The 26091-nt window shown below is 64.6% G+C and carries 21 protein-coding genes and 1 pseudogene; 14 read left to right on the forward strand and 8 right to left on the reverse strand.

Annotation, left to right across the window (positions count from 1 at the left end):
• The first annotated feature begins 113 nt into the window (after positions 1–113).
• Together A3CW_RS0138470 and A3CW_RS0138475 are read left to right on the forward strand one after the other, a co-directional pair.
• A complete protein-coding gene (locus A3CW_RS0138470) occupies positions 114–1148 on the forward strand; it encodes an IS110 family RNA-guided transposase (protein WP_028208285.1) in 1035 nt (344 codons plus the stop codon).
• Positions 1149–1550: 402 nt separating this feature from the next.
• A complete protein-coding gene (locus A3CW_RS0138475; protein WP_028208286.1) occupies positions 1551–2222 on the forward strand; it encodes a nitroreductase in 672 nt (223 codons plus the stop codon).
• Positions 2223–2259: 37 nt separating this feature from the next.
• On the opposite strand, the gene A3CW_RS0138480 is transcribed toward A3CW_RS0138475, so the two are convergent.
• Positions 2260–2676 carry an HIT family protein gene (locus A3CW_RS0138480; protein WP_028208287.1) on the reverse strand — a complete coding sequence of 139 codons (417 nt, stop codon included), beginning with the start codon at positions 2674–2676 and terminating at the stop codon, positions 2260–2262.
• A 235-nt stretch (positions 2677–2911) separates the two neighbouring features.
• Here A3CW_RS0138480 and cfa point away from each other — a divergent pair, with 235 nt between their 5' ends.
• Positions 2912–4075: a cyclopropane fatty acyl phospholipid synthase gene (gene cfa / locus A3CW_RS48990; RefSeq protein WP_051482001.1), complete on the forward strand. Its 1164-nt coding sequence runs from the start codon at positions 2912–2914 to the stop codon at positions 4073–4075.
• 67 nt (positions 4076–4142) lie between these two features.
• On the opposite strand, the gene crcB is transcribed toward cfa, so the two are convergent.
• The 5 genes from crcB to A3CW_RS0138510 all read right to left on the reverse strand — a co-directional run bounded on the left by crcB (position 4143) and on the right by A3CW_RS0138510 (position 10072).
• A complete protein-coding gene (gene crcB / locus A3CW_RS0138490; RefSeq protein ID WP_028208288.1) occupies positions 4143–4523 on the reverse strand; it encodes a fluoride efflux transporter CrcB in 381 nt (126 codons plus the stop codon).
• Between the two features lie 176 nt (positions 4524–4699).
• Positions 4700–5446 carry an SDR family oxidoreductase gene (locus tag A3CW_RS0138495; RefSeq protein ID WP_028208289.1) on the reverse strand — a complete coding sequence of 249 codons (747 nt, stop codon included), beginning with the start codon at positions 5444–5446 and terminating at the stop codon, positions 4700–4702.
• Positions 5447–5569: 123 nt separating this feature from the next.
• A complete protein-coding gene (gene styD, locus A3CW_RS0138500) occupies positions 5570–7048 on the reverse strand; it encodes a phenylacetaldehyde dehydrogenase StyD (RefSeq protein WP_028208290.1) in 1479 nt (492 codons plus the stop codon).
• A 53-nt stretch (positions 7049–7101) separates the two neighbouring features.
• On the reverse strand, positions 7102–8052 hold the full coding sequence (locus A3CW_RS0138505; protein WP_154678169.1) for a hypothetical protein: 951 nt from the start codon (positions 8050–8052) through the stop codon (positions 7102–7104).
• Positions 8053–8089: 37 nt separating this feature from the next.
• The gene (locus A3CW_RS0138510) at positions 8090–10072 is read right to left on the reverse strand and encodes a primary-amine oxidase (protein WP_028208292.1); all 1983 of its coding nucleotides are present in this window, start codon (positions 10070–10072) and stop codon (positions 8090–8092) included.
• A 206-nt stretch (positions 10073–10278) separates the two neighbouring features.
• On the opposite strand from A3CW_RS0138510, the gene A3CW_RS0138515 reads away from it, so the two are divergent.
• From A3CW_RS0138515 to A3CW_RS49000, 9 genes and pseudogenes are all read left to right on the forward strand, one after another.
• The gene (locus A3CW_RS0138515) at positions 10279–11295 is read left to right on the forward strand and encodes an AraC family transcriptional regulator (protein ID WP_154678170.1); all 1017 of its coding nucleotides are present in this window, start codon (positions 10279–10281) and stop codon (positions 11293–11295) included.
• Positions 11296–11651: 356 nt separating this feature from the next.
• Positions 11652–13061, forward strand: coding sequence for an APC family permease (locus A3CW_RS0138525; RefSeq protein ID WP_051482006.1), 1410 nt, complete (start codon positions 11652–11654; stop codon positions 13059–13061).
• 138 nt (positions 13062–13199) lie between these two features.
• Entirely contained in the window at positions 13200–14411 is a 1212-nt protein-coding gene (locus A3CW_RS0138530) for a porin (protein WP_028208295.1), read from the forward strand.
• A gap of 120 nt (positions 14412–14531) precedes the next feature.
• Complete coding sequence (locus A3CW_RS0138535; RefSeq protein ID WP_028208296.1) at positions 14532–15275, forward strand: (Fe-S)-binding protein; 744 nt, start codon at positions 14532–14534, stop codon at positions 15273–15275.
• Positions 15272–16666 carry a lactate utilization protein B gene (locus A3CW_RS0138540; protein ID WP_028208297.1) on the forward strand — a complete coding sequence of 465 codons (1395 nt, stop codon included), beginning with the start codon at positions 15272–15274 and terminating at the stop codon, positions 16664–16666. The genes A3CW_RS0138535 and A3CW_RS0138540 overlap by 4 nt, the downstream gene beginning before the upstream one ends.
• Entirely contained in the window at positions 16653–17240 is a 588-nt protein-coding gene (locus tag A3CW_RS0138545; protein WP_028208298.1) for a LutC/YkgG family protein, read from the forward strand. Before A3CW_RS0138540 ends, A3CW_RS0138545 begins: the two co-directional genes overlap by 14 nt.
• Before the next feature lie 12 nt (positions 17241–17252).
• Positions 17253–19493, forward strand: coding sequence for a cation:proton antiporter (locus A3CW_RS48995; protein ID WP_063750905.1), 2241 nt, complete (start codon positions 17253–17255; stop codon positions 19491–19493).
• Positions 19490–20296: a bestrophin-like domain gene (locus A3CW_RS0138555; protein WP_028208299.1), complete on the forward strand. Its 807-nt coding sequence runs from the start codon at positions 19490–19492 to the stop codon at positions 20294–20296. The genes A3CW_RS48995 and A3CW_RS0138555 overlap by 4 nt, the downstream gene beginning before the upstream one ends.
• 64 nt (positions 20297–20360) lie before the next feature.
• Positions 20361–20591, forward strand: a pseudogene (locus A3CW_RS49000) (hypothetical protein); the annotation flags it as partial.
• Between the two features lie 262 nt (positions 20592–20853).
• Here A3CW_RS49000 and A3CW_RS0138565 read toward each other — a convergent pair.
• Positions 20854–22212 carry an NYN domain-containing protein gene (locus tag A3CW_RS0138565; protein WP_081772009.1) on the reverse strand — a complete coding sequence of 453 codons (1359 nt, stop codon included), beginning with the start codon at positions 22210–22212 and terminating at the stop codon, positions 20854–20856.
• 306 nt (positions 22213–22518) lie between these two features.
• On the opposite strand from A3CW_RS0138565, the gene A3CW_RS0138570 reads away from it, so the two are divergent.
• Both A3CW_RS0138570 and A3CW_RS49005 read left to right on the forward strand, forming a co-directional pair.
• Positions 22519–23826 (forward strand): alkaline phosphatase family protein, encoded by a 1308-nt coding sequence (locus tag A3CW_RS0138570; RefSeq protein WP_051482002.1) that lies wholly within the window; start codon positions 22519–22521, stop codon positions 23824–23826.
• A gap of 4 nt (positions 23827–23830) precedes the next feature.
• A complete protein-coding gene (locus tag A3CW_RS49005; protein ID WP_081772010.1) occupies positions 23831–25189 on the forward strand; it encodes a cytochrome-c peroxidase in 1359 nt (452 codons plus the stop codon).
• Here A3CW_RS49005 and A3CW_RS49010 read toward each other — a convergent pair.
• On the reverse strand, positions 25186–26070 hold the full coding sequence (locus A3CW_RS49010; RefSeq protein WP_081772011.1) for an IclR family transcriptional regulator: 885 nt from the start codon (positions 26068–26070) through the stop codon (positions 25186–25188). The genes A3CW_RS49005 and A3CW_RS49010 overlap by 4 nt on opposite strands.
• Between the last annotated feature and the right edge of the window lie 21 nt (positions 26071–26091).

The raw sequence follows: 26091 nt of genomic DNA on the forward strand, positions 1-26091 counted from the left end.
AATTGGGCACGCCGGGATCTATTGGTATGGACGCCCCCACCCACAAACCGGTGGCCGCGACGTGTCATAGTGGAGCGGAAGGTTGCAAACCATACCAAGAGGAGCGTCCGGCAATGAAGATTACGACCGTAGGTATCGACTTGGCAAAAAATGTATTTCAGGTGCACGGTGTCAACGAGCATGGCAAGACCGTGCTGAGGAAACAGCTCAAGCGCGACCAGGTGGCGGTCTTCTTCGCAAACCTCCCGCAGTGTCTGATTGGCATGGAGGCCTGCGGAAGCGCCCATCACTGGGCGCGCAAGCTGCGCGGCCTGGGGCACGATGTGAGGCTGATGGCGCCGCAATTCGTCAAACCGTACGTAAAGACGAATAAGAACGACGCGGCTGACGCCGAGGCTATTTGTGAAGCGGTTGGCCGGCCAAATATGCGTTTCGTGCCGATCAAGAATATCGAGCAGCAAGCTGTGCTGGCGCTGCATCGTGTCCGCCAGGGGTTTGTAAAGGCTCGGACAGCGCAATCCAACCAGATCCGTGGACTGCTGGCCGAATTCGGGCTCGTCATTCCGCAGGGCATCGCCCACATTGCCACGCGTGTGCCAGACCTCATTGAGGATGCAGACAATGATTTGCCGGGCTCGTTCCGTCTGTTGGTGCAACGCCTACTGGATCAGTTGAAGGAGTTCGATCGTCAGGTTCATGAGATCGAGAGTCAGATCGTCGCGTGGCATCGCATGAACGACGATAGCCGTAAGCTGGCCAAGCTGCCAGGAATAGGGCCGATTACGGCCAGTGCGATGGTGGCCTCTATTGGCGACGCCAAGAGCTTCAAGAGCGGTCGACAGGTAAGTGCCTGGCTTGGGCTGGTGCCCAAGCAAAACTCCACTGGCGGCAAGACCGTGCTGCTGGGGATGAGCAAGAGAGGAGATTCGTATCTGCGGACGCTACTGATTCAGGGAGCGCGTTCAGTGATCTACGCGGCGCAGCGAAAGGAGCGTCCAGACGGTTGGCTGAGCAGGCTACTCAAGCGTCGCAACACGAACGTGGCAGCGGTTGCATTAGCCAACAAGAATGCTCGCATTATCTGGGCATTGCTGTCCAATGGCCGCGAATTCCGCGCCGACTACGCGACGGCTATCGCCGTCGCGTAGTCGGCGCGGCTTGAAGTAGTCAACGTAACCCCGCAGAACAGGAGCTCTCTAGATTGCTCAGGTGATCATGAATTGATGGCAAAACTGGTAAGACCGTGGCCACGGAAATCTGACCCGCACAGCGTGCCTCGAGCACACGGATCTATTGAGAACTTGGCCAGCGGATTCCATCAGGGACAGCGGCAACGCCGCACCGAAAGTCCGGATGTATGAGTGCAATCTCTACCTTCGAGCCGTCAAAGACTGAAAGCTTGGCAAACTGGGGGCGTCCATGTATGTGCGGGGGGTGTTCAGTAATGGACATCCCTACCGCAATCGCCAGCACGGACCTATGCGGCGAGCGTCGGCAGCCGTGCGGGGGATCGCCGATAATGCTTCGTCGATCCCCCGAGGAGAATCTGCTTGAAGGTCAGCGAAGCCGTCACCAGCCGCAAGTCCGTGCGTCAGTTTCTGCCCGATCCGGTGGACCCCGTCGTCATTCGCCGCGTGCTCGATACCGCTGCGCGCGCGCCCTCGGGCGGCAATCTGCAGCCGTGGCATGTTCATATCGTGGGCGGCGAATCGCTTGCGAAGCTCAAGTCGATCATGGCCGGTCGTATTGCGCAGGCGCCCGCGGGCGAACAGATGGAGTACGACGTGTATCCGCGCGAACTGGGTTCGCCGTATCGCGAGCGTCGTTATCAGGTGGGCGAGGATCTTTACCGCAGCATCGACGTCGCGCGCGACGACCGGCCAGGCAGGCTACAGCAATTCGCGCGCAACTACGCGTTTTTCGACGCGCCGCTCGCACTCTTTTGCAGCGTGGATCGTCAGATGGGGCCGCCGCAATGGGCCGACCTTGGCATGTTCCTGCAGACGGTGATGCTGCTCCTGCGCGAAGCCGGCCTGCATAGCTGCGCACAGGAAAGCTGGGCGCGCTACGCGCACAGCGTTGGCGAGTTTCTCGCCTTGCCGCGCGAACGCATGGTGTTCTGCGGCATGGCGATCGGTCACGAAGACCCGGACGCGCCCATCAACCAGTGGCGCTCGGCTCGCGTACCGCTCGACGAATTCGTTCAATTCGACGGCATTTGAAACTTGAGCGCAGCCCACGCCAGCATTTACATATCGCTTACAGCGCGGCGCGAATGCGCGCGGCCAACGCTTCGAGTTGCGCCATGTCGGCCATTTCACGCGCATGCGGGCGCAGTTCTTCGCCCGCGCGGCGCGGAATCAGGTGAAAGTGCACGTGCGGTACGGTCTGCCCGGCGGCGGCGCCGTTGAACTGCGCGATCAACAGGCCTTCGGGCGCAAGCACCTTGCGCATCGCAACCGCCATCTTCTGCACCGTCGCCATCGCGGCGGCGCCGGCTTCCAGCGAAAGGTCGTAGATGAACTCGGCGCCTTCCTTCGGCAGCACCAGCAGGTGGCCTTCGGATTGCGGCATGACGTCCATGATCGCGAGCGTCGCGTCGTCCTCGTACACCTTGATGCAGGGTGCTTCGCCGCGCAGGATGCGCGCGAAGATGTTTTTGTCGTCGTAGGCCATGGTCAGTCTCTCCAGTTCGGGCGCGCCGTTTGCTCGCGCCGGGGCGATGGGTTTGGGTCGAGTTTGCGATTATGGCCCGCCCCATATGGCCTGTGCGTGTTCCTGCACGTTTTTTGAAGTAGGTGCATCATAGAGTTTCTCGCAGCGCGCGCGACGACGAATGTCTTGAAAGCAACCTCTTGAATGGCATCGGAGCAAGGTACCAAGGACCCGACTCCAGCCGCATGGAGCACGTATGGCAACGACTGATCTCGAAGCAGCTCAACCCGTTCGTGAGGCCACCGTTTCGGGGGCCTGGCGGTTTACAGCCCAGCTATTGGCGCGCGCTGACGTGAAGTTCAACGGCACCCGGCCGTGGGACATGCGCATCCACGATCCGCAGGTGCCTGAGCGCGTGCTGGCGCTAGGCAACCTGGGCCTTGGCGAGGCCTACATGGACGGCCAGTGGGACTGCGAGCAGCTCGACGAATTCTTCGCACATGTGTTGCGCGCGCATCTAGATGACCAGATCGATCCCTCCCGTCTCGTCTTCCACGCGCTCAAGGCGCGCCTCATGAATCGCCAGACCGTGCGCCGGGCATGGAAGGTGGGCCAGCAGCACTACGACATCGGCAACGAATTCTACGAGGCGATGCTCGACAAGAACATGGCCTATACCTGCGGCTACTGGTCGGGCGGCGCGAAGACGCTCGACGAGGCGCAGGACGCCAAGCTCGATCTCATCTGCCGCAAGCTGGGCCTGAAGCCCGGCATGCGTCTGCTCGACATCGGGTGCGGGTGGGGCAGCCTCATGAAGTTCGCGGCCGAACACTATGGCGTGTCGTGCGTAGGCGTGACGATCTCGAAGGAGCAGGCCGCGCTCGGCGCCGAGCGCTGCAAGGATCTGCCGGTTGAATTCCACCTGCAGGACTATCGGCTGCTCGACGAGAAGTTCGACCGCATTGCGAGCGTGGGCATGTTCGAGCACGTGGGCCCGAAGAACTATCGCACCTTTATGGAAGTCGCTCAGCGCTGTCTTGTCGACGACGGTCTGTTCGTACTGCATACCATCGGAAAGAACCGCCGCGACACCACGCCCGATCCGTGGGTCGACAAATACATCTTCCCGAACGGCGAGTTGCCGACCATCGGCCAGATCGCCGACGCTTCGGGCGGTCTCTTCGTGACCGAAGACCTGCATAACTTCGGCGCCGACTACGACCGCACGCTCATGGCGTGGCACGCGAATTTCGAGGCCGCGTGGCCGCGTTTCAAGGCGCAGATGGGCGAGCGGTTCTACCGCATGTGGCGCTACTACCTGCTTTCGTGTGCCGGGGCGTTCCGTGCGCGCGACATTCAGCTGTGGCAGTGGGTGTTTTCGAAGAACGGTTTGCGGGGCGGTTATCAGCGTCCTGCCTGATCTTTCCGTCGCCTCACCCATGCGGCCGCGTTTCGCGAATGGCGAACGCGGCCGTTTTCGTTGCAGATCAACGAATCAGTGCCGAGACCGTTGCGATGCCAAGGATCGTCATGACGACCGAGGCACACACGTGAATGGCGATCTCGCCCGCGGCCCAGCCGAAACGTCCGTGCTGCAGATGCGACACGACTTCGGCTGAGAAGGTCGAGAACGTGGAGAGGCCGCCCATGAGGCCGGTAATGACGAAGAGGCGCCACTCGGCGGAGAGCTGGGGCATGCGCCCGAAGTATGCGACCGCTACGCCGATCACATAGCCCGCGATGATGTTCGACGCAAGCGTGCCGAGCGGCAGCTCAGGGTAGAGGGCATTCAGGCGTATCCCGAGAACCCAGCGCAGCAGCGAACCGAGCGCGCCGCCAATGCCGACGGCGAAGATGGACAAATACATGGTCTGGAGTGGTTGAGGGCGCAATATGAGCCGGCGCGCCATGTCGCCGGCTCTGTCTTTCTACCGTTTTCGAGCACGGAGTGTAGCACCGGCCGTGACCGGCGGTTTCACGCCACGGCTTGCCCTCAGACCACGTCCTGCCCGGGTTCTGCCGCGAACCCGCGCCGGGCGGCGTGTCAGACGATGCCGCCGTTCGCGCGCAGCACCTGGCCGTTGACCCAGCCGCCGTCCGGGCCCGCGAGGAATGACACGACGCTCGCAATGTCGTCGGGTTGCCCGAGGCGCTGCAGCGGCGGCATGTTCGCGAAATGCTGGACCTGCTCTTCGGTTTTGCCGCTGAGGAACAATTCTGTCGCCACCGGCCCTGGCGCAACCGCGTTCACGCAGATGGAGCGTCCGCGCAACTCGCGTGCGAACACGCGCGTGATCGTCTCCACGGCCGCCTTGCTCGCCGTATAGAGCGCGTAACCGGGCAGATTCATCGCGAGCACGGAGGTGGAAAAGTTGATCACGCGGCCACCGTCCGCGAGCTTCGTCGCCGCTTCGCGCAGCGTGTTGAGCGTGCCGCGCACGTTGACGTCGAAGGTTTCGTCGTAGATCGCGTCGGTCGAATCGGCCACCGTGACCGTCTTCATGATGCCTGCGTTGTTCACGAGCAGCGTGGGTTGGCCCAGCGTTTCGGCGGTGGTCTCGAAGAGGCGGCGCACGTCCTCGGCCTTCGCGATGTTCGCTTGCGCGGCAATGGCGCGCCCGCTGCCCGCCGCGATCTTCGCGACGAGCGCCTCGGCTTCGGCGCTGCGCGATGCATAGTTGACGGCGACGGCGTAACCGTCGCGTGCGAGACGTTCGGCAATCGCAGCGCCGATGCCGCGCGAGGCGCCCGTGACGATGGCGACGCCGCGCGAGTTCGTGGATGCGTTCATGATCGGAGTCCTTCTCGTGAGTGGTGAGAACGGGCTCGATCATGGACGAAACCACAACGGCGATCATTGCGCGCCGCCGGGTTTCATCATTCCATTTCGATTAACAATGCTGCACGGCGGCGCTCAATAGGCGATGCAGACGGATTTCGTCTCCGTGTACGCGTCGATGATCGCCCGGCCGTGCTCGCGGCCGATGCCCGAGGCCTTGAAGCCGCCGAAGGGCAGTGCCGGATCGACCATGTTGTGCGTGTTCACCCATACCGTGCCCGCCTGCACGCCGTCCACCACGCGCAGCGCGCGGTCGAGCTGATTGGTCCAGACGCTCGCGCCCAGGCCGTACTCCGAAGCATTCGCCGCCGCGACGGCTTCCTCGACATCGTCATACGGCATGGCGACGAGCACCGGCCCGAACACCTCTTCGCGCACGACGGTAAGCGGCTTGTTGGTCCGGTTCGAAATCACCGTGGGCTCGATGAAGAAGCCGGGCCGATTGCCGTCGCCGCCACCCGCTACGATCTCGCCGCCTTCGGCGCGTCCCTGTGCGATCATGCCGGCGACCTTGGCGCGATGGCGCGCCGAAACGAGCGGGCCCATCTGCGTGGCCGCATCGAAACCCGAACCGAGCACGGTTGCGCGCGCAACCTGTGCAATGCCGTCGACGATCTCATCAAAACGCGCGCGCGGCAGATACAGGCGCGAGCCTGCCGTACAGACCTGGCCGTGATTGAAGAAGATCGCGCCGGCCGCGCCTTCGATCGCGCGCTGCGGATCGCAGTCGTCGAGCACGATCACGGGGCTCTTGCCGCCCAGTTCCAGCGATACGCGCTTGAGGTCGCTCGCGCATTGCTTGCCGATGATGCGGCCCACCTCGGTCGAGCCCGTGAAGGTGACCTTGTCCACCTGCGTATGGCGCACGAGCGCCGCGCCCGCTGTTTCGCCCTGGCCCGTGACGACATTGAACACGCCCGGCGGAAAGCCGGCTTCGCGCGCGAGTTCGGCGAGGCGGATGGCGGTGAGCGGCGTTTCCTCGGCGGGCTTGAGCACCACGGTGCAGCCGCAGGCGAGCGCGGGCGCGATCTTCCAGACCGCCATCAGCAGCGGGAAATTCCACGGCACGATCGCGGCGACCACGCCCGCGGGCACGCGCCGCGTGGAGGCGTTGTAGCGCACGCCGGGCGGGAACGCGAGCGAGAGATCCACGGTGCTGCCCTCGATCTTGGTCGCCCAGCCAGCCATATAGCGCAGCCATTGCACGCTGCCGCCCACTTCGAGCATCTTCGAGAAGCCGAGCAGCTTGCCCTGATTGAGCGTTTCGAGCGCCGCGAGTTCTTCGCCGTGCTGCTCGACGAGGTCGGCGAGTTTGAGCAGCAGGCGCTCGCGCGCGGCGGGCGGCATGCGCCGCCACGTGTCGGCTTCGAAAGCGCGGCGCGCAGCGGTGACGGCGGCGTCGATGTCGGCGTCGCTGGCGTCGGGCACCTGCGCGATCTCCGCGCCCGTGGCGGGGTTGAATACGGCAAACGTGCGGCCGTTGCCGCTTTCGCTAAAGCGTCCGTCGACGAACATCTGTGTGCGGATCGTGTGCGTGAAGTCCTGGCGGTCCATACCGTCTCCTGATTTCGGTAGTAATGCGAATGTTTTGTTCGGTGGTGATTGATTCAGCGTAAGTCGATTGTGCTGCTCGCAGCGAGTGCAGATGAAGCAGGATAGGGCGTGTGCGTACGGATTCGGCGAGGCGTCGCGAATGCATACGCGCATGCAAGATTGAGCGCGCCCCCAACGATGAACAGCGCGTAAAAACCTTGTCCAAAGCCCCATGACGTGGTGGCGAGCGCCGCGCCTGCCAGCATGCCCGCGTGATGTGCGAGGCCGGGGCAGCCGGCACCCGACGTGCGCGACGCTCGCCCTCCGCGTATGAGCGTGGGAAGCGTCAGGTAGTCGAGCACGGCGAATGCGGGGGCGGCGAGCGCGGCCCACGGCGCGAGGCAATCAAGCGTGAGCGCCGCGAGCAGCGCGCCGCGCAACATGAAGAGCACGAGCAGCGCGCGGCGGTAATCGACGCGATCGGCGAGCCAGCCTGCGAGACTCACCACGGCGAGTGACATCGCGACCTGCGTCACGGATATCGCAACGCCACCGCAGAGCGCGAAAAACTGGAAGCGCGCGAGCACGCCGCTCGACAGGCCCGCAAGCAGCGCGGGTGCGAGGAGCAGCATGCCGTCGCGCCATGCGGGCGCCGTCGCGTGCGTATGCACCGATGTTGCCGCGATATCACGCGTGCGCCGCAAGTGCATGCACGCAGCGGCGATCAGGGTGACGCCGCCCAGAATGAGCGGCGTCTGCGCAAGCGTTTCGCCAGCGTGTGCCCCGGCGCTCATTGCCGCCATCGTGAGTACGAGTGCGCTCGCGATCGGTACGGTGGCACGCGTGGCGAAACCGCGAGCCAGCGCGCCAGGGATCAACGCCATCGCGAGCAGGGCCAGCGCGCTCGCGGCGAATGCGGCAAACGGCGCGCCGGCCTGCATCGCCGCGATCATGACGCCGCCCGCAAGCGCGCTCGCGCCGCCCGTGATCGACGCCCAGACACACAGCGGGCGTGCTGCGTGCATCACAACAAGGCGGCGCTCGCACGGCATCATCGCGTGCTCACTGCTTGCTATGGCAGCACGATTTTGCTTCTGGCGCGTCTGCACCATCCTGCACGCTGTGCGGATCGCGCCCGCCCGGCAGGTCCATCGCGGGATTGCCATAGAAGAAGTTGTTGGGCTTGAGCATGAAGCCCGCATATTCCACCGGCATCACGGGGAAATCCTCGGGCTTGCACACGTGCGTGTGGCCGAAGCTGTGCCACAGCACGATGTCCTCGTTCTCCACGTTGCGGTTCGCCTCGATATAGCGCGGCAGGCCGTCGCCGCCTGCGTGCTGGTTCGGGTAGTCGCCGCTTGCGTAGCGCTGCGTCGTGTCGTACGGCGTGACCCACACGTGGCGTGTGGCAAAGCCGCCGCGCTGGCGCACCTTCGAGTTGGGATCGGCGAGCATGAGTGGGGAGTCGTTGATGATGAGCTTGTAGCCGGGATTCGCGCCCACGCGGTTCTTCACGTTCGGGTTCACGACTTTCCAGAAACGCCCGGTCTGACCGTTGGCGTTGCGCGCCGCTTCCTGCTCGGTCTTGAACACGCGCTTGGTCGTATCGAACACGTTGCCGTACGGATTCTCCGCACCCATCGCGCGCGGCACGAATTCGTGCTCGGTGACGGAGTTCTTCTCGCCATCCACCATCATGTGCAGGCGCGCGTTGAAGAAGTGCTGATGCGTCGGGCCGCCCAGGTTTTCGGTGACCATGCCGCCCCACGGATACGTGTCGCCATCCGCCACCGCCGAGGTCTGGATGATGCCTGTGAGCTTGCATTCGAGCTGGATCGTGCCGTCCTGATAGAAGTACCAGTAAAAGCCGTAGTCGTAATTGCCCACCGTCGCGAAGAACGAGATGACAAGCCGGCGCGAGCGGCGCATCTCGAACACGCCGGTGCGGAACTCGTAGTGTTTCCAGAGCGTGCCGTAATCTTCTTCATGCAGGCACACCGCATTCTTCATGTTGAAGCCGTTGCCGAAGTCGTCGGCGGACGGAATGTCGAAATAGCGGATCGTGCCGAGGCAATCGCAGCCCAGTTCGAGCTGGTTCGCGAGCTTGCCGAGTCCGTATTCGCCCGCATCGAAGGCGCTTTTCCAGTAATGGTTTGTGGTGGGGTCCGAGTAGGGCACGCACATCTCGGTCACGCTCGCGCGGTAGACGATCGGGCGCGGCGCGCTCTTGCCGTCGTCCCACGTGATCTGATGCAGCACGAGCCCTTCGCGCGGCGTGAAGCCCACGCGGAATTTCCAGTTCTGCCAACTAACCTGCCAGCCGTCTATCGTGAAGCTCGGGCCTTCGGGCTGGCTGATGGAGAGCGGCTTGACGGTGGCGCGCGGCTCGCCGAGGCTCGGCGTGTCGTAGTTGTGCTTTGCGCGCGGAATGGGGACGATGCGGCCGTCGTCGATCAGCTCGATCACCTTGTGCGCGAGCAGGTCCACCACGGCGACGACACCTTCGATGGGATGCGCGTAACCATTGTCGGTCAGGGACTCGCGGTAGTAGCTCACGCAGCGCACGAGGCGGCGTCCATTCTCGTTCGGGCGGTCGAAGGCGCCCGCGGAGAACGGATCGACCTGCACGCGCTCGAGTTCGTCATCGGTCAGGCCGCGCTTTTTCACGGCCTCGCGCCATGCCGCGTCTTCCTTGACGATGCGCTCCGCATTCATGAAGTCTTCGATCATCACGGGCGGCTGGCCATAGGGCGCGTTTTGCAAGGCGAGCGCCTTGCGCGATTCCACTTTCTTCTCGCGCAGGTCCACGACGAATTCGAGCGTCTGGCTGCGGGTGCGATCGATTGCGATGACGAAGGCGCGGCGCGAGTAGTAATCGCCGTGCTTGTACGCGAGTACTTCCGCCTTGGGCGGCTCGCGCAATTCGGTGACAGGAAAGCGCCCATATTCATCGAGCTGCTCCGCGGCTTTCACGATGTCACAGGCAAGCTGCATTTCGGCGAGGCTCAACGGGTCGAGCGGATGCGCATTCGGATTCGTGTTCATAAGCATTTCGTAAGGATGGCGTTGGGCGCAACAGGGCATGGGACGGTATGAAGAATCCGCATTCGTCTCACGCGATGTCGATGGGTCAATCGTAGAAACGCCGTATTTTTTTCGCGCTTGCAAAACGCGCCAAAGGGGCGATAGAGTGCGCCAGAGACGATCGATGATTAAAACGTCGGCACATACAGGCCCTAATGGAGCGAGACATGAAAAGAGTGCCTGTCAATAGCGGTTTCCCGATGATTCGCGGTGCCGTGATGGGTCCCATCGTGCGTGCACTCGACGCTGCTGGTGCGGACTGCGATGCATTGCTGGCCGAGTTCGGTCTGAGTCGCCGGCAGCTTTCCAACCCCTATGAAATCGTGGCGCTGGGGCGTTACGTGGGCGCGTTCGAACGCGCGGCGCAGGTGCTCGACGAACCCTTTCTCGGCCTGCGTTTAGGCGCCGAACTGCAGCTCACGGAACTGGGGCCGGCTGGTCTCGTGTTCATGTCGTCGCCCACGCTCGGTGCCGCAATCCGTAAATTCACCGATACGCTCGGCTCGTGGCAAAGCGCGACGGCCGTCGATCTCGTGAGCGACAACGCATGGCCGATGTGGAGCTATCGCATCGCGCATGCGCAGATCTGGCCGCGCCGGCAGGACGCCGAGTACAGCGTATCCGCCATGTGCCACATGATTCGCCAGGTGCGGGGCGCGGCGTGGACGCCGTGTGAGATTCATTTCGAGCACGCGGCACCCGAGGACCTCAAGCCCTATTTGCGCCTCTTTCGCGTGCCGGTGCGCTTCCAGCAGCCGGCAAACGGCGTGGTCATGCATCCGCACGATCTCGACACGCCGCTCAAGAGTGCCGACGTGCAGATGGCGCGCATGATGGAGCGCCACGCCACCGACCTTATTTCGCGCGACACGATCCCGCATACCCTCGTGGACCAGGTGCGCGATCTCGTCACGCGCCGGCTCGCGCGCGAGAAGCTCGTGGTCGGCGATATCGCCAAGGACCTCGGGCTTTCGGACCGCTCCTTGCAGCGGCATCTCGCCGATGCCGGGACCTCCGTGCGCCAGATCATTCGCGAAGAGCGCGAGCGCAGCGTGGCGGTGCTGCGCGAGCAGGAGGGCATGACCAACGCGGCCGTGGCCCGCGCAGTGGGTTATGCCGACGCCACCGTGCTATGGCGTGCGACGCGCAACTGGGGCCGGGCAGGCGCCAAGCGAACCCGTTAGCGCGCAAATCATGAAAGCGAATTGATGGCTTCCAGTAAGTTTGTGGGCTGAATAAAGTACGAATGCCCAATCCACGGCATTAATCAGGATGCCGAAGGTAATATCGACTGCTTCAAAGCGGTTAAGTGAAAACCCGCTCCAGCTCTGGCGCACTTTATCGAGTAATTGGCGCGTTGCGCCAAGCCGGCGAGTTTATTAGCTGCCTACCATGCGCTCAATCCGAATCGGGAAATTCGATTCGTCGAGCGCCAGAGGCACGCGGTTCTTCATCGTGTCGTATGGCGAACCCAGAACAGACACCAGCAGAGGCAACGATGAACGAACCGTATTCTCCCGCTCACCTCGTTGGAGACAACGTGGCAGTGGACTCACAGCGCGGCCTGCTCGGGCTTTGGCAGATCGTCTTTCTCGTCATTTCCGCAGCGGCGCCGCTCACCGGCATGCTGGGCGCGGTGCCGCCCGCCATCAGCCTTGGCAACGGCGCGGGCATTCCCGGCGCATTCGTGATCGCGGGCGTGGTGCTGCTCGTGTTCAGCGTGGGCTTCGCTTCGATGAGCCGCCACATCGTGCGCGCCGGCGCGTTCTACGCGTACATCACGGCGGGGTTCGGCCGCCCCGTTGGCATGGCCGGCGCACTCGTCGCGCTGCTCTCGTACACGAGCATCCAGATCGCGCTGTACGGCCTGTTCGGCTTCTTCTGCACGGTGGTGCTCGGGCCATTGCTGCATGGTTCGCTGCCGTGGTACGCGTATTCATTCGCGTGCCTCGTGGTCGTGCAGTTCACCGGCATTCGTGGCATCGACTTGAACAGCCGCCTGCTCGGCGTGCTCATGTGTCTTGAACTCGGCATCCTGCTGCTGCTGAGCCTCGCGATCGTGATTCATCATGGCGGTCCGGATGGCCTCACGCTCGCGCCGTTTTCGCCGCGTCACGTCTTCAGCGGCCACCTCGGCATCGCGGTGATGTTCGCGCTCGCGTCGTTCATCGGCTTCGAGGCAACGGCGATCTACGGCAAGGAGTGCCGCGACCCGAAGGTCACGGTGCCGCGCGCCACTTATGTCTCCGTTACGCTGATTCTCGTGTTCTTTGCGTTCGTCACGTGGGCCATTGTTTGCGCCTACGGTATCAGCAACGTTACGGACGTCGCGACGAAGCAGCCGGGCGACTTCTGGTTCATCCAGTCGACGAAGTACCTGGGCGGCGCGATGACCACGACGATGAGCTTCCTGCTGCTTTCCAGCATCTTCGCGAGCCTGCTATCGTTCCACAACACGATCGTGCGTTACATCCACGCGCTCTCGGGTGAGGGGATTCTTCCCGCGGTGCTCGACCGCCTGCATCCGAAGTTCGGATCGCCGTATCTCGCGAGCTATCTGCAGACGCTTTCGGTCGCTGTGCCGGTGGGCCTTTTCGTAGTCGCGGGCAGCGATCCGTTCAATATCGTGTTCAGTTGGGGCTCGGCGCTCGGCACCATCGGCATCGTCATGTTGCAGGCGGTCACGAGTTTCTCGGTGGCGGCGTTTTTCCGCGCCACGAAGAAGGATACGCGCGTCTGGCACGCGTTCCTCGCGCCGGTGCTGGGTGGCTGCGGTCTGCTCTCCATCGGCATCGTGCTGATCGGCAATCTCGACGCGCTCGCCGGCTCCGATAGCCCCGTCGTGCGCGCGTTCCCGTGGCTCGTGCTCGCGGTGGCGCTGATCGGCGTGTTGATCGCCTTCGTGCTCAAGCGCTCGCGGCCGGACATCTACGCGCGCTTCGGCCAATAACAAGACGCCCGGGACGCGCTTCGCGCAAAGCCCCCGATTCACGCAGTCCCTGACAAGTGCGGCGCGCCCCGGCGCCGCGCTCCGGCCGCGCACGTGCATGCAGCGCAGCGGCCCACCTCTCTTCGAACAGACAACGACATGGCAAATAACGTCAAGCGCACGGCGCTGGCGCTGGCTTCGTGCGCCCTCGCGATTAGTGCACACGCGCAATCTTCAGTCACGCTCTACGGCACGGTGGACGCGGGCCTCATTTATTCGACCAACCAGCAGACCACGCACGCAGACGGCAGCACGAGCGGCCACGCGAACTGGCAACTGGGCGGCGGCAACCTCGTGCCGTCGCGCTGGGGCCTCACGGGCAGCGAAGACATTGGCGGCGGCACGAGCGTCAACTTCACGCTCGAAAACAGCTTCTTCTCGCAAAACGGCGCGCTATTGCAGGGCGGCACGCTCTTCAACCGCAACGCCTGGGTGGGCGTTGCGAACAGCCGCTACGGCACGCTCACGCTGGGCCGCCAGTACGATCCGTTTTCCGACGATCTGGGCGCTTATGTGTCGAGCAACAACTGGGCGACGCTCTATGGCTCGCACTTCGGCGACGTGGACAATCTCAACGAAGCGTTCAACTTCAATAACTCGATCAAATACGTGAGTCCCAGTTTCGGCGGCTTCACGCTAGGCGGCCTGTTCAGTTTTGGCGGCGTGGCGGGGAACTTCTCGCAGAACCGCGGCTGGTCGGTGGCTGCGAATTACGCCAACGGGCCGCTTTCGCTCTCTGCCGGTTACCTCGAGCTGCGCAATCCGTTGCAGGCAGCGCTGGGCGGAGAGACCGGCTATATCGGCGACTTCAGTTGCAGCAATCCGAATGCATCGTACTGCGAACTTCAAAATGCCCAGCGCGTGAGTATTTTCGGCGCGGGCGGCTCGTACGCGTTCGACAAGGTCAGCGTGGCGCTCAGCTATACGCATACGCGTCTCTCGCAGAGTCTTTATTTCGCGGATGCGGCGCGACCCCAGGGCGCGGACGTCTCGTTCGATATTGCCGAGCTGAACACGTCGTGGCAATACTCGCCCGCGCTGCAGTTCGGCTTCGCCTATATCTTCAACGACGCGCATCCGGACGGCGGCTCGTCCACACGGCTTCACCAGATCAACCTGGGCGCGGTCTATAGCCTCTCCAAGCGCACGGCGGTCTATGCGGTGGCGATCGGCCAGAAGTCGTCGGGGGCCGGTCTCGGGATCGATGCCGCGAGCGGGGCGACGCAGAACCTGGCGCAGATTCCGAACCTCGTGAATTCGAATACCGACAAGCAGCTTGCCGTGATCGCGGGCATTCGCCATAACTTTTGAGCGAAAAGCCGCGGCGCAGCATGATGCGCCGCGGCAACCCGCAGCGCGTACACGCTCCGCGCGACGCCCGCGCCGTTCGGCAGTAGAATGTTCGGGTCCGCTTTTCGTGTGAGCCCGCGCATGAAAGTTGCCTTGTTCGTCCCTTGCTTCATCGACGCGTTCTACCCCGAAGTCGCAATCGCCACACTGGAACTGCTGGAGCGTTTCGGCTGCGAGGTCGACTATCCGCTCGAACAAACCTGCTGCGGCCAGCCCATGGCCAACAGCGGCGCGCAGGCCGAGGCAGCGGGCGCGGAGCGGGTGTTTGCGCGCGCCTTCGCGGGCTACGACTATATCGTCGGGCCGTCGGCGAGCTGCGTGAGTCACGTGCGCGACCACTTCACGGCGATCGAGCAGACCGACGCCGTGCGCAAGGTGCGCGAGAGCACCTATGAGCTCGTCGAGTTCCTGCATGACGTGCTGGGCGCGCGCGAATTCCCCTGGGCCGAATTTCCGTGGCGGGTGGGTTTGCACAATAGCTGCAGCGCGCTGCGCCATTTGAAGGAAGCTTCCGTTTCGGAAATCGCGGGTCCGACCTTCTCGAAGCCGCTCGCACTGCTCGAACACGTGAAGGGCATCGAGTTCGTGAAGCCGGCGCGCCCCGACGAATGCTGCGGCTTCGGCGGCACGTTCGCCGTGACCGAAGAAGCCGTGTCGGTGCGCATGGGTCAGGACAAGGTGGTCGATCACGTGAGCGCGGGCGCGCAATACATCGTTTCTGCCGACATGTCCTGCCTCATGCACCAGCAGGGCTGCGCCGAGCGCATGAGCGCGGACATCCGCTTCATCCATATTGCCCAGGTGCTCAACGGAGCGCGCGAATGAAGCGAGTCGAACACGCGAAGCTCGCTGGCACGTTTCTCTCTCGGCCGGAGCATGTCGCCTTCCACGACAAGCGTCTGTGGGACTTGCGCTCGAAGCGCGACGCCCAGGCGCACGCCATTCCCGAATGGGAAATGCTGCGCACGCTCGCCTCGCAAATCAAGGCGCATACACTTTCGCATCTCGCCGACTACCTCGACCATTTCACGCGCACGGCGCAAGCCAATGGCGTGCAGGTCCATTTCGCGGATACGGCCGAGGAACACAACGAAATCGTGTATCGCATCCTGAGCGAGCGCGGCATGACGGCGCTCGTGAAGAGCAAGTCGATGCTCACCGACGAGTGCGAAATGCGTCCGTACCTGGAGTCGCGCGGCATTTCGGTGATGGAGACCGACCTTGGCGAGCGCATCCAGCAGCTCGACAAGCAGCCGCCCAGCCATATCGTCGTGCCCGCCGTGCACAAGCTGCGCGACGACGTGGCCGAAGTGTTCGGCCGCACCATCGGCACGGACCCGCACAACAACGACATTCACTATCTGGCGGAAAGCCAGCGTATGAATACGCGGCCGTGGTTCGTGCGCGAGAAAACGGCGGGCATGACCGGGTGCAATTTCGCGGTGGCCGAAACGGGCACGGTGGTGGTGTGCACCAACGAGGGCAACGCGGACCTTTCCGCTAACGTGCCGCCGCTGCACATCGTCTCGATGGGCATCGAGAAGCTGATTCCGCGCCTGTCCGATCTCGGCGTATTCGTGCGTATGCTCTCGCGCAGTGCGCTCGGCTCGCCGATCACGCAATACACCTCGCATTTCCGCGCGCCGCGGCCCGGTGCGGAAATGCATTTCGTGCTCGTCGACAACGGCCGGTCCGAGCGGCTCGCCATGCCCGAGTTCTGGTATTCGCTCAAATGCATTCGCTGCGGCGCGTGCATGAATACCTGTCCCGTGTACCGGCGCAGCGGCGGCCTCTCGTACGGCAGTACCTATGCGGGGCCGATCGGCGCGATCATCAATCCGACCTTCGACCTCAAACGCTTCAGCGCGTTGCCGTTCGCTTCGACGCTCAACGGCAGTTGCACGAATGTGTGCCCCGTGAAGATCAATATTCACGAGCAGATCTACCAGTGGCGGCAGGTCATCGCGGCAAAGCACGAAGTGCCGTTCGTGAAGCAGGAAGTGCTGAAGATGGCTGGCCGGTTGCTCGGCAGTCCGACGCTTTATCGCGGCACGGTGAAGTCGCTCGAGGGCGCGTTGCGGCGCTTGCCGAATTTCATGCTCTACAACCCGCTCAATATCTGGGGCAAACAGCGCGATTTGCCGCACGTGCCGCATACCACGTTCCACACGTGGTACCGGAAAAACCGCAAGGGAGGTGGCGATGGCGGATCGTGAGGCGTTCCTCGCGCGCGTGCGCGCCGCGCAGCCCGCGCACGAACCGTTGCCCGAGGTGCCGCTGTTCGAAGCGCCCGCCGGCGATCTGCGCGAGCGCTTTGGCGCCGCACTGAAACTGATGGGCGGCGGCGAGACGCCGATGCAAAGCGCGGCCGATGTGCGTGCCATGATCTTGCGCCGTTTTGGCAGCGAGGCGCGCATCGCGTCGGCCACGCCGGAGGTGCAGGGCACGCGCGAGATCAGCGCCGCCACGAAGCCGGCCTCGCTCGAAGACGTCGACGTGGGCGTGGTGCGCGCGCGCTTCGGCGTGGCGGAAACGGGGTCGCTGTGGCTGAGCGAGCGCGAGTATGTGGTGAATGCGCTAGGCTATATCGTGCAGCATCTCGTGGTGCTGCTCGATCCCGCGCAACTGGTGGCAGGGCTGCAGGACGCATACCGGCGCGACGATTTTCGCAGCGCGCGCTACGCTGCGCTCGTCACAGGGCCGTCCGCGACGGCCGATATCGAAGGCGTGCTGATCCAGGGGGCACAAGGGGTGAGGTCGTTGACGGTGGTGTGGCTACCGGCACCGTGACGGTTGCACGCCATGGTCATCCACGTCCTTCTCCTGAGCGGCTTTCTGCTGGCGAGTATCGCCCTCGTCCAGGCGGTGAGCCTGCGCTGGGCGATTTCCGAATCGGTCTTGCTCGCCGCGTGGGGTTTCACGCTGGGCGGCATCTATCTCGTGAGCGGCGAGGCCTGGCCCACGCTCGCCGCTAACTTCGTGATGCCCGCGCTTGCGCCTCGGCTGCCGCCCGAGGCTTACCTGTGGATCTTCCTGCCGCCGCTGCTGTTCCAGGCCGCGCTCAGCGTGAACGTGCGCGAGATGCTCGGCGACGCGGCGCCCATTCTGCTGCTTGCCGTGGTGGCCGTGTTCGTTGCGACCGGCATGGTGGGCGGCGCAGTCCGGCTCACAGGTCTCGGTCCGCTCGCCGACGGCCTCCTGCTCGGCGCGATGATCGCGACGACCGACCCTTCCGCCGTGCTCGCCGTGTTTCGTGAAGTGGGCGCGCCCGAGCGGCTCGTGCGCCTCGTGGAAGGCGAGAGCCTGCTCAACGACGCAGCTGCCATTGCGATTGCCAGCGTGCTGATCGCCGCGATCACGGGAGACGCCGCCAATGTCTCGGCAACGGCCGCGCTGCGCGCGCTCGGCATCGCGCTCGGCGGTGGGCTGCTGGTTGGCGCGCTGGCCGGGCGCGCGTTCGCGTGGCTCCTGCCGGCGCTGGGCGGCGAGGGTAAAGCCGAAATCTCGCTCAGTTTCGCGCTGCCGTATCCGCTCTATCTCCTCGCCGACCAGATGTTGCACGTCTCGGGCGTGGTGGCCGTGGTCGCGGCCGGGCTCGTCATTAGCGGTCTGGGAAGCACGCGCCTGTCGCCTGTCAACTGGAAGCATCTGCAACTAATCTGGGAACAGATTGCGGCCATGGCAGGCGCGGCGATCTTTCTGCTCGCGGCGATGCAGATTCCGGCCACGCTGCGCAACGCGCAGTGGATCGACCTCATCGCGCTCGCCGTCGTGGTGGTGGCGGCGTTCGCGGCGCGCGTCGTCGTGGTGTTCGGCATGCTGCCGCTACTGAGCCGAATGCGGCTCACCGAGCCCGTGAGCGCCGCCTACAAGCTCGTGATCGCATGGGGTGGGTTGCGCGGCGCGGTGACGCTCGTGCTCGCGCTCGGCCTCGCGCAGGACACGGCGCTGCCCGATTCCACGCGCCGCTTCGTCGCGATTCTCGCGACTGGCTTCGTGCTCGTGAGCCTGATCGTGAACGGCACGTCGCTCAAGCTGCTGATCCGGCGGCTGCACCTCGATCTGCTTTCGCCCCAGGAGCAGGCGCTGCAGCAGAAGGCGGTGCAACTTTCGTCGATCGGTGTCTCCGAGCGCGTGCATATGGCGGCCCGCACCTTTCACATTCCCGATGCGATCGCCGACCAGGCCTGCCACACGTTCCGGCGCAGCGTCGACATGAGCGCGACGGCATTCGATTTCGAAGCGGCGCTGTCCGACCGCGAGCGTCTCGTCATCGGCCTCGTGACCCTCGCGGCGAAGGAGCGCGATCTCATTCCGCAGTATGGCAGCGGCATCATTACGATCCGCAATCTCGACGCCATGATGCGCAACACCGACGCCATGATCGAAGAGGCGCGCGTGGGCGGGCGCCTCGGTTATCAGCGCGCCGCCGCAAAAATACTCGCGGATACGATCGAGATGCGGGTCGCGCGCCTGCTTTATCGCTGGCTGCGCGTGCGGCAGCCGTATGGCGACGCGCTTGCCGATCGCTTCGAACTCCTGATGTGTCGCCGGGTGGTGCTGCATCAGCTGATCGTCTTCAACGACCGCAGCCTCACGCCGCTGCTGGGCGAGCGTCTCGCGGCGCTGCTCAAGACGATACTCAAGGCGCGTATCGCGACGGCCGAGCATGGACTGGCGGACGTGCGCCGTTGCTTCGGCCACGCTTCGGACGTGCTCGAGCGGCGCATGCTGCTGCTCTACGCGCTGCGCGAAGGGCGCGAACGCGTGCAGGCCATGTACGAGGACCGCTCGATTTCGAAGGAGATCTACGATTCGATCCGGCGCGAGCTGGACGCCGCGTGGAAGCTCGCGGTGCCGCGGGCGCATCCGGATCTCGTGCCGGGCGAGGCACAGGCGAAGGAGATTCATACGCGCATCGACGCTTTGAGCGTTGGCGGCGCCGAAGCGCAACCGGCGCCCTCAACACCCATAGCGGCGCACACCGACACCGCCGCGCAGGTGAAAAACACCGCCGCCCAAGCACAGAGGCCGTCGCCATGACAGAAATCCAGTCGGCGTTGCTCGTGTTCGCGCTGCTGCTCGGCGGCACGGGCCTTGGCGTGCTGTTGCGGCCGTTATTGCCCGAGGAGCATCGCAAGCATGAAACCGTGCAGCTCGTGCAACTCGTGATCGGCATGCTGGTGACGTTCGCGGCGCTCGTGCTGAGCCTGCTCACCGCGTCCGCGAAATCGAGCTTCGATACGGCGACCAACGACATGCGCGCCTACGCCGCCGACCTGATCCAGCTCGATCAACGCCTGCGCGAATACGGCCCCGACGCGGCCGCGGCGCGCACCTTGCTGCGCGCCTATACCGCAAGCGCCATCGCCTCGACCTGGACGCAGGAAAAGGCGCCGCCGGGCAACTACTATCCGCATGATCCGGGCGTCGGCAACGACGAACTCGAAAGCCGGCCGCTCGGTGCGCTGCTCGACTCGGTCGGGCACGAAATCGAAACGCTCGCGCCAGGCGATGCGTACCACCAGGCGCTCGTGAGCCCGCTCTCGCAGATGTTCGATCGCGTGACCGATACGCGCTGGCGTCTCATCGAAGAGGCGCACGGCACGATTTCGCGGCCGTTCTTCACGATGCTCGCGCTCTGGCTGATCCTGATCTTCCTGAGCTTCGGGCTCGTCGCGCCGCGTAACGCGCTGGCGATCGTGCTGATCGTGCTCGGCGCGGTGTCGATTTCGTCGGCGGTCTATGTGATCGCCGATCTCGATACGCCGTTCACGGGGCAACTCGTGGTGCCGAGCGATTCGATGCGCGATGCGCTCGCGCACATGAACGTGCCGGCCACGTAGCGACGCGAGCGAGCCATTGCGCTAGACTCGCGCGACGTGACGCGTACAGGAAAGGAGGTTCGCAATGTTGCGCAAGACGCTCAATGCTTCGCGGCTGCAGGAGGAAGTGCACCGGCGCGTCCACAAGCTCCAGGAGGTGGTCGACGACGGCGTGAAGATCGGCGTGCCGCGCCCTCAGCTGCAGGAGCCCGACCGCAGCGGCTGCAACTGGACGATGCAGCACTTTCATAACGCGGCTGGCTTCGAAGCGAGCGTGGCGCGTGTGCTGGAGCAGGTGCGGGCCGAGTACAACCTCCCACAGGCACAGGATGAAGCCGTGGAGGTCGATGCCGGCGAGGCGGCCGACGCGCACGATCCGTTCGGCGGATCGAAACCCGCGCAGGCCGCGAACCCGTTTGGCGAGGCTAGGCCGTCGGGCAAGCAGGATCCTTTCGGCGATACCGCGCCCGCGAGTGAAGAAGCGCCGCCGGCTACGGGCAAGCGCCCCGCGAATCCGTTCGGCGATTGACCGATGCGCCGCGCGCCGCCCACTGCGAGCGGCGCGTGTGGCGCAATATTCAGCTTTCTTCCGCAGCGGCCTTGCTGCGCGCGCGGCGCGCACGCGACGGTGCCTTCTTTGCAGCGGGCTCGGCCGGCGCAACGGCAGCGCTCGGCGGTTCGTCCGCGGCGCTGGCCGGTGTTTCGGCGGCTTTCTTCGAGGTCTTCTTGCGCGCGGGGCTCTTGCGGGCCGGCGTCTTGCGCGCTCGCGCAGGGGTGGGCGCGGCGGGCTCGACATCGGCAGCCGGCTCGGGCGCCGCATGTGCCACGTATGTCTCTTGCGGCGCGTGGGTGCTCCCGTTCGCGTCGTATGGCTCGGCGGAGAAGGGCGGCGCGGCTTCGTGCCGATGCGCTGCGTGCGCGAGCGCCTCGTCAGGCTCGAACGGAATTTCGCCCTGCGCCTCGACCGGTTGCTCCACTGCCGTTTCGCGCGTGCCCGCTGCGCCGCCGCGGCCATTGCGACGGCCCTTGCGTCTGCCGCGCGGCTCCTCGGCACGCGCCCCCGTGTTTTCCGGCGCTGACACGCTGGCGGCGGCAGCCGCGAGCGGGGGCGGGTTCAGTCGCGAAACCCACGTCCCCGACTTGTCGTCGCGGCCCACTTCGAGCAGGCCGCGCGACTGCGCCTCTTCGAGCAGATTGCCGAACGCGCGGAAGCCGTAGCGCGTCTCGTTGAAGTCAGGCCGGCGGCGCTTGATGGCGCTCTTGAGCACGGAAGCCCAGATCTTGCCGCTTTCGCCACGCTCCAGCACGAGCGCGTCGAGCGTTTCGATCGCAAAGGCAACGGCTTTCGACTTGCGCTCGTCACCGTCCTGCTTGGGCTGGCGCTCCTCGCCGCCCTGGCGTTTCGCGCCGCCGGCGTCCTTGCTCTTGCCCTTGCCATGCGCGTGCTGATCGCGCACGAGGTCGCGCACCAGATCGTCATAGAAGATGAATTCGTCGCAATTGGCGACGAGCAGGTCGGAGGTGGAGTCCTTCACGCCCACGCCGATCACCTTCTTGGCGTTTTCGCGCAGCTTCGAGACGAGCGGCGAAAAGTCGGAGTCGCCGCTCACGATTACGAACGTGTCCACGTGCGACTTCGTGTAGCAGAGATCGAGCGCGTCCACGACGAGACGGATATCGGCCGAATTCTTGCCCGACTGGCGCACGTGCGGAATTTCGATCAGCTCGAAGCTCGCCTCGTGCATCGCGGCCTTGAAGCCCTTGTAGCGCTCCCAGTCGCAATAGGCCTTTTTCACGACGATGCTGCCCTTGAGCAAGAGCCGCTCCAGCACGGGCTGGATATCGAAGCGGTCGATCTTCGCGTCGCGCACGCCGAGCGCGACGTTCTCGAAGTCGCAGAACACCGCCATGCTGACGTTTTCCTGTGGGGAAGCCATGTGATTGATTCGTTCCATCTACCGTGTGAATTCACATGATAGCCGGTTGCACCGCGGCGGGCGGGGAATCGCGATGGCGGTGCCTCGCCGCGCGCGCCTGTTGGTTGTGTGCGCAAGCATGGTTCTTTGGAACGATTTTCGAACGTGCGGTCGTAAAACCCCCTTTATTCATGTAAGCGTCACAAAGGCTTCGTAAGCTTGCGCCGCCCTGACATTGCACATCGACAGGGCACAAAAAGCCGCAAGCGCTCCCAAGCCCCATAGCGGCAAAAAACCAAAAACGACTCGACACACAGAGGACCTCCCATGGCTGTTCGCTTCACCGGCAAGATCGGCGCGCGCTTTTCTGCGTCGATTGCCTCCATCTTCGCTGCGCTGTTCGTTTCGCTCTTCGTGAGCGCGTGCGGCCCGTCGGTCAGTAGCCCGTCGACGGCCGGCACCGTGCAGGCAATCAAGCACGTCTTTATCATCACGCTCGAAAACGAAAACTACACGACGACGTTCGGCGCGAACACGAAGGCACCGTATCTCGCGACCACGCTCGCCGGACAGGGCGCGCTGGTGCAGCAGTACTACGGCACGGGTCACGTGAGCCTCGACAACTACATCTCGATGATCAGCGGCCAGGCGCCCACGCTGCAGACCGACAACGACTGCACGACCTATGAGGATTTCACGCTCACGGGCACGACCCCGGACGGCCAGGCGATCGGCACGGGCTGTGTGTATCCGGCCAGCGTGAAAACGATTGCGGATCAACTCACGGCGGCCAGGCTCACGTGGAAGGGCTATGAAGGCGACATGGGCAACGACCCGGCGCGCGAGGCGGCCACGTGCGGCCACCCGACGCTGGGCACCACGGACCTGACGAACACCCAGGAAGCGCCGAACGCGACGACGCCGGCTGGCGACTCGTACGCCACACGCCACAACCCGTTCATGTACTTCCACTCGATCATCGACTCGCCGGACTGCGAGAAGAACGTGGTGAATCTGAACCAGCTCACGACCGACCTGCAGCAAGTGTCGACCACGGCGAACTTCAACCTGATTACGCCGAGCACCTGCGACGACGGCCATGACTCGCCGTGCGCGAACGGCGCGACGGGCGGCCTCGTTTCGGCGGATGCGTTCCTACAAAAGTGGGTGCCCATCATCACGGCGTCGCCGGCGTTCAAGCAGGACGGTCTGCTCATCATCAACTTCGACGAAAGCAGCTACGCGTCGGTGACGATGCCCAACACGAGCGAAGTGGACTTCACGTTCTCGGGCACCACCTGCTGCAGCCAGCAGCCGGGTCCGAACCTCGGTGCGTTCCCGCAAAGCGCGAAGATGGGCACGGTGCCCGCGGCGTATCTGTCGAGCCTCGGCATCAGCGCAACGGGCCTCACGGGCAACATCGACCTCGTGCTTGCCAAGCAAAGCTACGGCGGCGACCGCACGGGTGCGGTGATGATCTCGAAGTACATCAAGCCGGGCACGGTTTCGACGGTGCAATACAACCACTATTCGATGCTCAAGAGCATCGAAGACATCTTCGGCCTTGGCTACCTCGGCTACGCAGGCCAGTCTGGTCTCGCGGGCTTCGGCAAGGATATCTTCACGAGCCTCTAAGCCGATGACCGTTCTTTTCGCAAGCCACACGGCGCGCCGCGCCGTGACCGCTGCGCTCGCCGCCACCGCTGCCGCGGTGGCGGTGTTTGGCGTATCAGAGGCGCACGCGGCGGATGCGGCGGATGCGGCGGATGCGGCGGATGCGGCGCAGCCTGTCGCCGTGGCCACTGCCAAGCAAGCTGCCCAGAGCGTTCCCTATAGCGACGTCGCGGCGCTCGGCAAGCTGATCTTCAACGACCCGGCGCTCTCGGCCTCGGGGCGCATGTCGTGCGCGAGCTGCCATAGTCCCGCGCATGCCTACGGTCCGCCCAACGGCCTCGCCGCGCAGTTCGGCGGGCCCGACCTGCGTTCGCAGGGCACGCGCGCGGTGCCCACGCTCGCCTACGTGCTCAACCGCACGCCGGTGTGGACGCACGTGCAGGCCGCGAGCATCTACGAGCGCCTGACCGATGCGGATAGCCCGCCGTCCGGCGGCTTCGCCTGGGATGGGCGCTTCAACACGCTGCACGACCAGGCGCTGTTCCCGCTTTTCAACGCGAACGAAATGGCGAATCGCGATGCGGGCGACGTGGTGGCGAAGCTCGAGCGCGCGCCCTACGCGGCGCGTTTCAAACAGGTGTTCGGCGAGACGATTTTTGTCTCGAAGGACACGGCGCTGCGCCAGGCGATGGCCGCCGTCGAGCGCTACGAACTCGAGGACCCGGGCTTCCGTCCTTACACGAGCAAGTTCGACGCGTATCTCGACGGCCGGGCGCAACTCACTGCGAGCGAGATGCGCGGCAAGAAGCTGTTCGACGATCCGAACAGCGGCAACTGCGCGTCATGCCACATCGACCAGCCAGGCGCGAACGGCGCGCATCCGCTATTTACCGACTTCCAGTTCGAGGCGCTCGGCGTGCCGCGCAATCCGGAACTGCGCGCGAACCGCGATCCGAAGTACTACGACGAAGGCCTGTGCGGCCCGATTCGCACGGACGCGGCGAAGAATCGCCTGTACTGCGGGCTCTTCAAGACGCCGACGCTGCGCAACGTCGCTACGCGCCAGGTGTTCTTCCACAACGGGCGCTTCCATACGCTGCGCGACGCGCTGCGCTTCTACGTGGAGCGCGACACGAACCCGGCGAAGTGGTATTCGAAGGACGCGCACGGCCGTGTGGTGAAGTTCGACGATCTGCCGCCCGAACTGCGTGCCAACATCGACACCGTGGACGAGCCGCTCACGCGCAAGGCGGGCGAGCGCCCGGCGTGGAACGCACGCGATATCGACGACGTGATCGCCTTCCTGAAGACGTTGAACGACGGCTATCTGCCCGCGCCAACGAAGCCGTCCGCCCCCGCGCCGACCACGCTGACGAAGCGTTAAGCGCCGCGCGCCACGTAGCCGAGGAGGGCGCTCACGGCGTCCGCTTCGCGGCGTACGGCGCGCCCGTTCGGGCCCTCGGGCGTGGCGTCGAAGCCGCCCGTGGCGCCCAGCGCCGTGAGCACGCCGCAGAGCTTGCCGGTGTGATCGAAGAGCGGCGCCGACACGGCGCTGATGCCCTTGAGATTCGTGTCGCGCACGCTCGCGCAGCGCGCCGCCTGCACGTCGCGCCGCAGCGTGCCGATCGGGTCACTCGCATTCAGTTGCGCGCGCAACGAAGCGTCGGCATGCGAGAGTTCTTCCTGCGCTTGCGCGAGTACGCGCGTGTCGTCGAGCAGGCCGAGAAACACGCGGCCCGTGGACGACCATAGCAGCGACATCACCGAACCCACCCGCACGTTGACGGTCACGGGCAGCCCCGGCTCCTCGAAACGGATGATCGTGGGCCCCTTGTTGCCCATCACCGCGACGAACGACGTCACTTCGAGCGTCTCGCGCAGGCGCACGAGCGCGGGTTCCGCAATGCGCACTGGATCGGCCTGGCGCATGGCGGCCACGCCGATCATCATGGCCTCGACGCCGAGCAGATACTGCTGGGTGGTGGTGTCCTGCGCGACGAGGCCTTCCTCGATCAGGCTCACGAGATAGCGATGCACCTTCGCGGGGCTCTCGCCCACGCAGGCGGCGAGCCCCGAGAGGCTCGCGCGGCCGCCCAGGCGCGCGAGACCCTTGAGCACGGCCATGCCCGTTTGCGCGGATTGCACGCGCTGGCGGCGCTCGCGCGGTGCGGCTACGGCCTTGGTCTCTCTCGCGACTTTGGGGGACGTCGAGGCTTCGGCGACTTTGGCCGCGGGGCGACGGGGGGTGGTTTTCCTGCTTTCCATGCTGGGCGGGGACGCTGGGGT

The sequence above is a fragment of the Paraburkholderia nodosa DSM 21604 genome (assembly GCF_000519185.1).
In the GTDB taxonomy this organism is placed as follows: Bacteria; Pseudomonadota; Gammaproteobacteria; order Burkholderiales; family Burkholderiaceae; genus Paraburkholderia; species Paraburkholderia nodosa.

Excerpts from the sequence above, each read along its gene's own strand:
- A3CW_RS49010 (WP_081772011.1), bottom strand. The coding sequence starts at position 26,070 with ATGGAAAGCAGGAAAACCACCCCCCGTCGCCCCGCGGCCAAAGTCGCC.
- A3CW_RS0138470 (WP_028208285.1), top strand. The coding sequence starts at position 114 with ATGAAGATTACGACCGTAGGTATCGACTTGGCAAAAAATGTATTTCAG.
- A3CW_RS0138555 (WP_028208299.1), top strand. The coding sequence starts at position 19,490 with ATGACAGAAATCCAGTCGGCGTTGCTCGTGTTCGCGCTGCTGCTCGGC.
- A3CW_RS0138570 (WP_051482002.1), top strand. The coding sequence starts at position 22,519 with ATGGCTGTTCGCTTCACCGGCAAGATCGGCGCGCGCTTTTCTGCGTCG.
- A3CW_RS0138510 (WP_028208292.1), bottom strand. The coding sequence starts at position 10,072 with ATGAACACGAATCCGAATGCGCATCCGCTCGACCCGTTGAGCCTCGCC.
- A3CW_RS0138535 (WP_028208296.1), top strand. The coding sequence starts at position 14,532 with ATGAAAGTTGCCTTGTTCGTCCCTTGCTTCATCGACGCGTTCTACCCC.
- A3CW_RS0138505 (WP_154678169.1), bottom strand. The coding sequence starts at position 8,052 with ATGCACGCAGCACGCCCGCTGTGTGTCTGGGCGTCGATCACGGGCGGC.
- A3CW_RS0138515 (WP_154678170.1), top strand. The coding sequence starts at position 10,279 with ATGAAAAGAGTGCCTGTCAATAGCGGTTTCCCGATGATTCGCGGTGCC.
- A3CW_RS0138545 (WP_028208298.1), top strand. The coding sequence starts at position 16,653 with ATGGCGGATCGTGAGGCGTTCCTCGCGCGCGTGCGCGCCGCGCAGCCC.
- A3CW_RS48995 (WP_063750905.1), top strand. The coding sequence starts at position 17,253 with ATGGTCATCCACGTCCTTCTCCTGAGCGGCTTTCTGCTGGCGAGTATC.
- A3CW_RS0138565 (WP_081772009.1), bottom strand. The coding sequence starts at position 22,212 with ATGGCTTCCCCACAGGAAAACGTCAGCATGGCGGTGTTCTGCGACTTC.
- cfa (WP_051482001.1), top strand. The coding sequence starts at position 2,912 with ATGGCAACGACTGATCTCGAAGCAGCTCAACCCGTTCGTGAGGCCACC.
- A3CW_RS0138480 (WP_028208287.1), bottom strand. The coding sequence starts at position 2,676 with ATGGCCTACGACGACAAAAACATCTTCGCGCGCATCCTGCGCGGCGAA.
- crcB (WP_028208288.1), bottom strand. The coding sequence starts at position 4,523 with ATGTATTTGTCCATCTTCGCCGTCGGCATTGGCGGCGCGCTCGGTTCG.
- A3CW_RS0138530 (WP_028208295.1), top strand. The coding sequence starts at position 13,200 with ATGGCAAATAACGTCAAGCGCACGGCGCTGGCGCTGGCTTCGTGCGCC.
- A3CW_RS0138540 (WP_028208297.1), top strand. The coding sequence starts at position 15,272 with ATGAAGCGAGTCGAACACGCGAAGCTCGCTGGCACGTTTCTCTCTCGG.
- styD (WP_028208290.1), bottom strand. The coding sequence starts at position 7,048 with ATGGACCGCCAGGACTTCACGCACACGATCCGCACACAGATGTTCGTC.
- A3CW_RS49005 (WP_081772010.1), top strand. The coding sequence starts at position 23,831 with ATGACCGTTCTTTTCGCAAGCCACACGGCGCGCCGCGCCGTGACCGCT.
- A3CW_RS0138495 (WP_028208289.1), bottom strand. The coding sequence starts at position 5,446 with ATGAACGCATCCACGAACTCGCGCGGCGTCGCCATCGTCACGGGCGCC.